This is a genomic window from Nocardiopsis lucentensis DSM 44048 (genome assembly GCF_000341125.1).
Taxonomy (GTDB): domain Bacteria; phylum Actinomycetota; class Actinomycetes; order Streptosporangiales; family Streptosporangiaceae; genus Nocardiopsis; species Nocardiopsis lucentensis.
This window is the reverse complement of sequence record NZ_ANBC01000178.1, coordinates 1-5,665: the sequence shown is the minus strand read 5'-3', so window position 1 is coordinate 5,665 and position 5,665 is coordinate 1. Positions and strand designations below refer to the sequence as shown.

General features: G+C 74.6%; 3 protein-coding genes. All 3 read left to right on the top strand.

What is annotated here, in order from left to right; all coding sequences use genetic code 11:
* Positions 1-359 precede the first annotated feature (359 nt).
* The 3 genes from treY (at position 360) to D471_RS0105880 (ending at position 5,459) form a co-directional block, all read left to right on the top strand.
* Positions 360-2,786, top strand: a complete 2,427-nt coding sequence (gene treY / locus D471_RS0105890) for a malto-oligosyltrehalose synthase (RefSeq protein ID WP_083924132.1) — start codon at positions 360-362, stop codon at positions 2,784-2,786.
* Positions 2,787-2,889: 103 nt separating this feature from the next.
* Complete coding sequence (locus D471_RS0105885; protein WP_017597769.1) at positions 2,890-4,506, top strand: serine/threonine-protein kinase; 1,617 nt, start codon at positions 2,890-2,892, stop codon at positions 4,504-4,506.
* A 65-nt stretch (positions 4,507-4,571) separates the two neighbouring features.
* The gene (locus D471_RS0105880; RefSeq protein ID WP_017597768.1) at positions 4,572-5,459 is read left to right on the top strand and encodes a putative RNA methyltransferase; all 888 of its coding nucleotides are present in this window, start codon (positions 4,572-4,574) and stop codon (positions 5,457-5,459) included.
* Positions 5,460-5,665: the final 206 nt, after the last annotated feature.

Sequence of the window (5,665 nt, the reverse complement as noted above, 5' to 3'; positions counted from 1 at the left end):
TGCCGCAGGCGGTGGTCGCCAGCATCAGACCGGCCAGCGCGGCCGAGGCCGCGCCCCGGTGCGGGGCGACACGGCGCCGGACGGGGGACTGGGAGCGCTTGTTGGACGGGAGCACGACTGCTTCTAACCCTCTCGTCGGTGTCGGTGGGCGCGGGCGCGTCCGGCGGACGCACGCCCGGACACCCGTCGTCTCGGGGACGGTCACGAGGACACGACCCCCGCGCACCACCGCGCGACCGCTCTCGGGAGCGTCGTCGCTGGTGATGGGAGACCGCCGACGAGTCTAACCACCACCAGGCACACACGCCCAACACGGCTCCGTGTGGGATGCCGCTCACCCCGCGCGCCACGCCACGTGCATGACACGCGCACGGCGCGGGCAGGGGTCCTGCGTGAAGAGCGCACACGACACGACCGTCACGGCCGCGCCGACGTCAACCTACCGCCTCCAGCTGCGGCCCGGGTTCAACCTCGCCGACGCCGCGGCCCTACTCGACCACCTGGGCCGAATGGGGGTCGGCGCCGTCTACCTGTCCCCCCTGCTCACCGCCGCACCCGGCTCCCAGCACGGCTACGACGTGGTCGACCCCACCCGCGTCTCCTCCGCCCTCGGCGGCGACACGGCTCGCGAGGCCCTGGCTGCCAAGGCGCACGACCTGGGCGTCGGGGTGGTCGTCGACATCGTCCCCAACCACATGTCGGTCGCCGACCCGGCCGCCAACCCGTGGTGGTGGGACGTGCTCAAGCACGGCCGCGACGCGGTCCACGCGCGCTGCTTCGACATCGACTTCGACGCCGGTCCCCTTCTGATCCCCGTCCTGGCCGACGACGGCGACGGCGGCCGCGCGGCCCTGGACGCCCTCACCGTCGCCGACGACTGCCTGGCCTACCACGACAAGCGCTATCCCATCGCGCCGGGCACGTTCGCCCCCGGCGACACCCCCGACCAGGTGCACGAACGCCAGCATTACCGGCTGGTGTCCTGGCGGCGCGGCGACGCCGAACTCACCTACCGCCGTTTCTTCGACGTCAGCGAACTGGCCGCCGTCCGCGTGGAGGAACCGGGCGTGTTCGACGCCGCGCACGCGGAGATCCTGCGCTGGGCCGACCTGGGACAGCTCGACGGGCTGCGGGTGGACCACGTCGACGGGCTCACCGACCCGGGCGGCTACCTGCGCCGACTGACCGAGCGCTTCGACGGGTGGGTCGTGGTCGAGAAGATCCTCGCTCCCGGTGAGGACCCACCCCAGTCCTGGCCCGTGGACGGCACCACCGGATACGACGCGCTGCGCGAAGTGTGCGGGGTCTTCGTCGACCCCGACGGCGAACCCGCGCTCACCGCCCTGGCCGTCGAGCAGGGCGTGGACACCGACACCGACCGCGTCGACACCCGCGCTCGCCGTCAGGCCGCCACCCGCCTCCTACGTGCTGAGGTAGGCCGGATCGCCGCCCTGCTGCCCGCCCAACCGCCCGACACGACCCCCCGTCCCTCCGCCATGGCCGTCCGTCAGCGGGAGGAGGCCGTCGCCGAGCTCCTGTGCTCCTTCGACGTCTACCGCTCCTACCTGCCCGAGGCGGAGGACGCTTGGACGCGCGCCGTCCACCGCGCCATCGACCGCCGCCCCGACCTCGCCTTCGACCTCGAGGTGATCGACCGCCGCGTCCGCGCGGACCCCGGCGGCGAACCCGCCCGCCGCATCCAGCAGACCAGCGGCATGGTCACCGCCATGGGTACCGAGAACACCGCGTTCTACCGTTCCACCTGGTTCACGGCGGCCTGCGAGGTCGGCGGCGACCCCTCCCGGATCGCGGTCACCCCCGAGGAGTTCCACGCCCGCGCCGCCCACCGCCAGGCCGCCGTCCCGCACACCATGACCACCCTGTCCACCCACGACACCAAGCGCTCGGAGGACGTGCGGGCCCGCCTGGCCGCCGTGTCCGAGGCCGCCGGCGACTTCGCCGACGCCGTCCGCCGCTGGACCGCCCGCCGCCCCCTGCCCGAGCCCTCCCTCAACCTCCTGGGGTGGCAGACCCTCGTCGGCGCCTGGCCGATCAGCGAACAACGCCTGGCCGACCACCTGCTCAAGGCCGCCCGCGAGGCCCGCCTCGGCACCTCCTGGACCGACCCCGACCCCGACTTCGAGGACCACGTCCGCGCCTGGCCCGCCCACGTCCTGGGCGACCCCGACCTCGGCGCCGAGGTCGCCGCGTTCGTCGACACCGTCCGCGACGCCGGATGGAGTAACTCCCTCGGCCAGAAGGTCCTGCAACTCCTCGGCCCCGGCGTCCCCGACGTCTACCAGGGCACCGAACTGTGGGACCTGTCCCTGGTCGACCCCGACAACCGCAGACCCGTCGACTGGGCCACCCGCACCGCGCTCCTCGAACGCGTCGAACGCGGCTGGCGTCCGCCCGTCGACGACTCCGGCGCCGCCAAACTCCACCTCGTCCGCGCCTGCCTGCGGCTGCGGCGCGAACTCCGTCCCACCGGTTACCTCCCGATCACCGCCACCGGGCCCGCCGCCCGGCACGCCCTGGCCTTCGCCCGCACCTCCTCCGGGGGGCACCGGCCCGACGTCGTGGCCGTCGCCACCCGCCTGCCGCTCGCCCTGGCCGCCGAGGGCGGATGGGGCGACACCGGCCTGCCCCTGCCGTCGGGCCCCGGAACGTGGACCGACCGGCTCACCGGCCGGTCCCTGGCCCCGGTGCGCGCGGACGGCTACACCGTCGCCCCGTTGGCCGACCTGCTCGACCACTACCCGGTGGCGGTCCTGGTCCGCGGGTGAGGCCCCGGACACGATCCTCCGTACACTGGGCCCGGACGCCCCGCCCCCGCGTGCACTTCCCCCTCCGGGCCTTCGTTCCCCTCCCCGCACAGAGGAGTCCCCCTTGACCGCATCCCGTGCCCTGCTGCGTGAGCGCTACGAGCTGCTGGCCGAGGTCGGCCGCGGGGGGATGGGGCGGGTATGGCGGGCGCGCGACACCGAACTCAACCGGACCGTCGCGATCAAGGAGATCCTGCTGGGTCCGGGACTGGACGAGGCCGACCGCGCCCGGACGGCGGCCCGCGCGCGCCGGGAGGCGCAGGCCATCGCGATGGGACAGCACCCGAACATCGTCACCGTGCACGACATCCTGGAGGAGGACGGACGTCCCTGGATCGTGATGGAGTTCCTCACCGGTGAGTCACTGCACCGACTGGTGGGACGGGAGGGACCGGCACCGGCCCGCCGGGTGGCCGCCTGGGGTCTGGACCTGCTCGACGCGCTGGGGGCCGCGCACGCCCAGGGCATCACGCACCGCGACGTCAAACCCGAGAACGTCATGGTCACCGGCACCGGGCGGGTGGTGCTGACCGACTTCGGCATCGCCGCGATCTCCGACACCGCCGTCGTCACGCAGACCGCCGGTGTCATGGGTTCGCCCGCCTACCTGGCCCCCGAACGCCTGGCCTCGGCCCCGGCCAGCCCCGCCAGTGACCTGTGGTCCCTGGGCGCCACCCTGTACCAGGCGGCCACGGGCGTCTCGCCGTTCCGCCGTGACGGTATCCCCGCGACCCTGCACGCCGTCAGCACCGCCGAACCGCCCCGGGTACTGCCTGGATCGCTCGGCGCGGCCGTCCAGGGCCTGTTGGTCAAGGACCCGGCACGGCGGATGGACGCCGCCGCCTGCCGCCGCCTGCTGGAGGCCGCCGCCGGGGAGGACACGACGGTGGCGGCGACCGCCCCGGCGCCCGTTCCGGGCGCGTTCCCCGCCGGAACGGTTCCCGTGCCCGCCGGGGACACCCTCCCGCGCTCCGCTGCCCCTCCCGCTCGGGAGCGGCGCCTGTCCTGGCCCGTGGTGGTGCTCACCCTGGGACTGGCCGCCCTGGTGGTCGTGGCCGCGGCCGTGGTCTTCGTCCCCCAGGGAGACGACGGGGCCGGGATCGTCCAGGCGGGGCAGGCCGACCAGGCGTCCTCATCCGCCGAGGGGACGTCCACCGCCGCTGAGGAGACGTCCGGCGCCGGGTCCCCCGAGGAGGTCGACGGCACCGCTGACGAGGCCGCCGCCGACGACCCCGCCGCCCCGGGGATGACCTGGACCCGCGATCCTGAGGGGTTCGCCGTCCTGGTGCCCGACGGCTGGATCCGGCGGACCGACGGCGCCAGTGTCTTCTACGACTCGCCCGCCAACGACGCCTACCTCCAGATCGACCAGACCCCCCATCCCACCGACGACGAGTACGCGCACGTGCTGGAGCAGGAGCGGGCCTCCGCCGAGGGGAACCGGCTCACCGGCTACGAGCGGATCCGGGTGGCTGACGTCACCTCCCGGACCTCCTTCCACTCAGCGGCCGAATGGGAGTTCACCTGGAACGACGCCGGGACCGCGCGGCACATCCTGACGCGCAACATCGCCGCCGCGCCGGGAGAGCACTACACGGTGGCGTGGGCCTCGAACGAGGGCGTGTGGGCTCAGGACGCCGAGTGGCGCGCCCAGGCGTTCGACTCCTTCCAGCCGATCTGACCCCGTCCCCGGTCGGGGTCCACCGGTCCCGCCGGGGGCGGACGACTCGGTAGGCTGAAACGATCATGGCGCCCACCGACACCCCACACCGCACCGGTCCCAGGCTGCGCATGCCCGACGCCGTCGCCGCGGCCCTGGCCTGCCCCACCTGCGGCGCCGGCCTGGAGACCGGGCAGCGCGGCCTGGAGTGCGCCGCCGGGCACAGCTTCAACGTCGCCCGCGAGGGCTACGCTAGCCTCCTGAGCGGCGCCACCCCGCCCGGCACCGGGGACAGCAAGGAGATGGTCGCCGACCGGCTCCGCTTCCAGCGCGCCGGACACTACGACCCCATGGGCGCGGCCCTGGCCCAGGCCCTCCGCCGCGAGCTCGGCGGCCGTGCCGCGCCCCTGGTCGCCGACGTCGGCGGCGGCACCGGCCACTACCTCACCCAGGTCCTGACCGACCTGCCCGACGCCGTGGGACTGACCCTCGACGTGTCCAAGTTCGCCGCCCGCCACGCCGCGCGCGCCCACCCGCGCGCAGGAGCCGTCACAGCCGACGCCTGGCGCGGACTGCCACTGCGCGCCGACAGCGTCGACGCCCTGCTCAACGTGTTCGCGCCGCGCTCGGCCGCCGAGTTCCACCGGGTCCTGCGCCCCGACGGCGTCCTGGTCGTCGTCACGCCCGCCGTCGACCACCTCGCCGAGCTGCGTTCCCCTCTGGGCCTGCTCGATGTCGACCCCCGCAAGGACGAACGCCTGGCCGAGGGGCTGCACGGACACTTCACACCCACCGGGGAGCGGGAACTGCGCTTCACCATGGACCTGACCCACGACGACGCGGCCACCGTCGTCGGCATGGGCCCCAGCGCCCGCCACATCGGCCCCGGCGAGCTGCGCGCCCGTGTCGACGGCCTGCCCGAGCCGACGCCCGTCACGGCCTCGGTGCGCCTCCACGTCTACCGGCCGCGCTGACCGACGGAGGAACCGCCGGTCAAGGGTGAGGACCGCCGGTGCGGGGTAGGCCACCCCGCGTGAGCGAACGGGACACCAACACCGCCGCCGGCCTCGGCGTCCACGGGGACTTCGCCGTCTGGGCGCCCCACGCCGACCGCGTCCGCCTGCGCGCCGACGACACCGACCACCTCATGCGCCGCGACACCGACGGATGGTGGTACGCC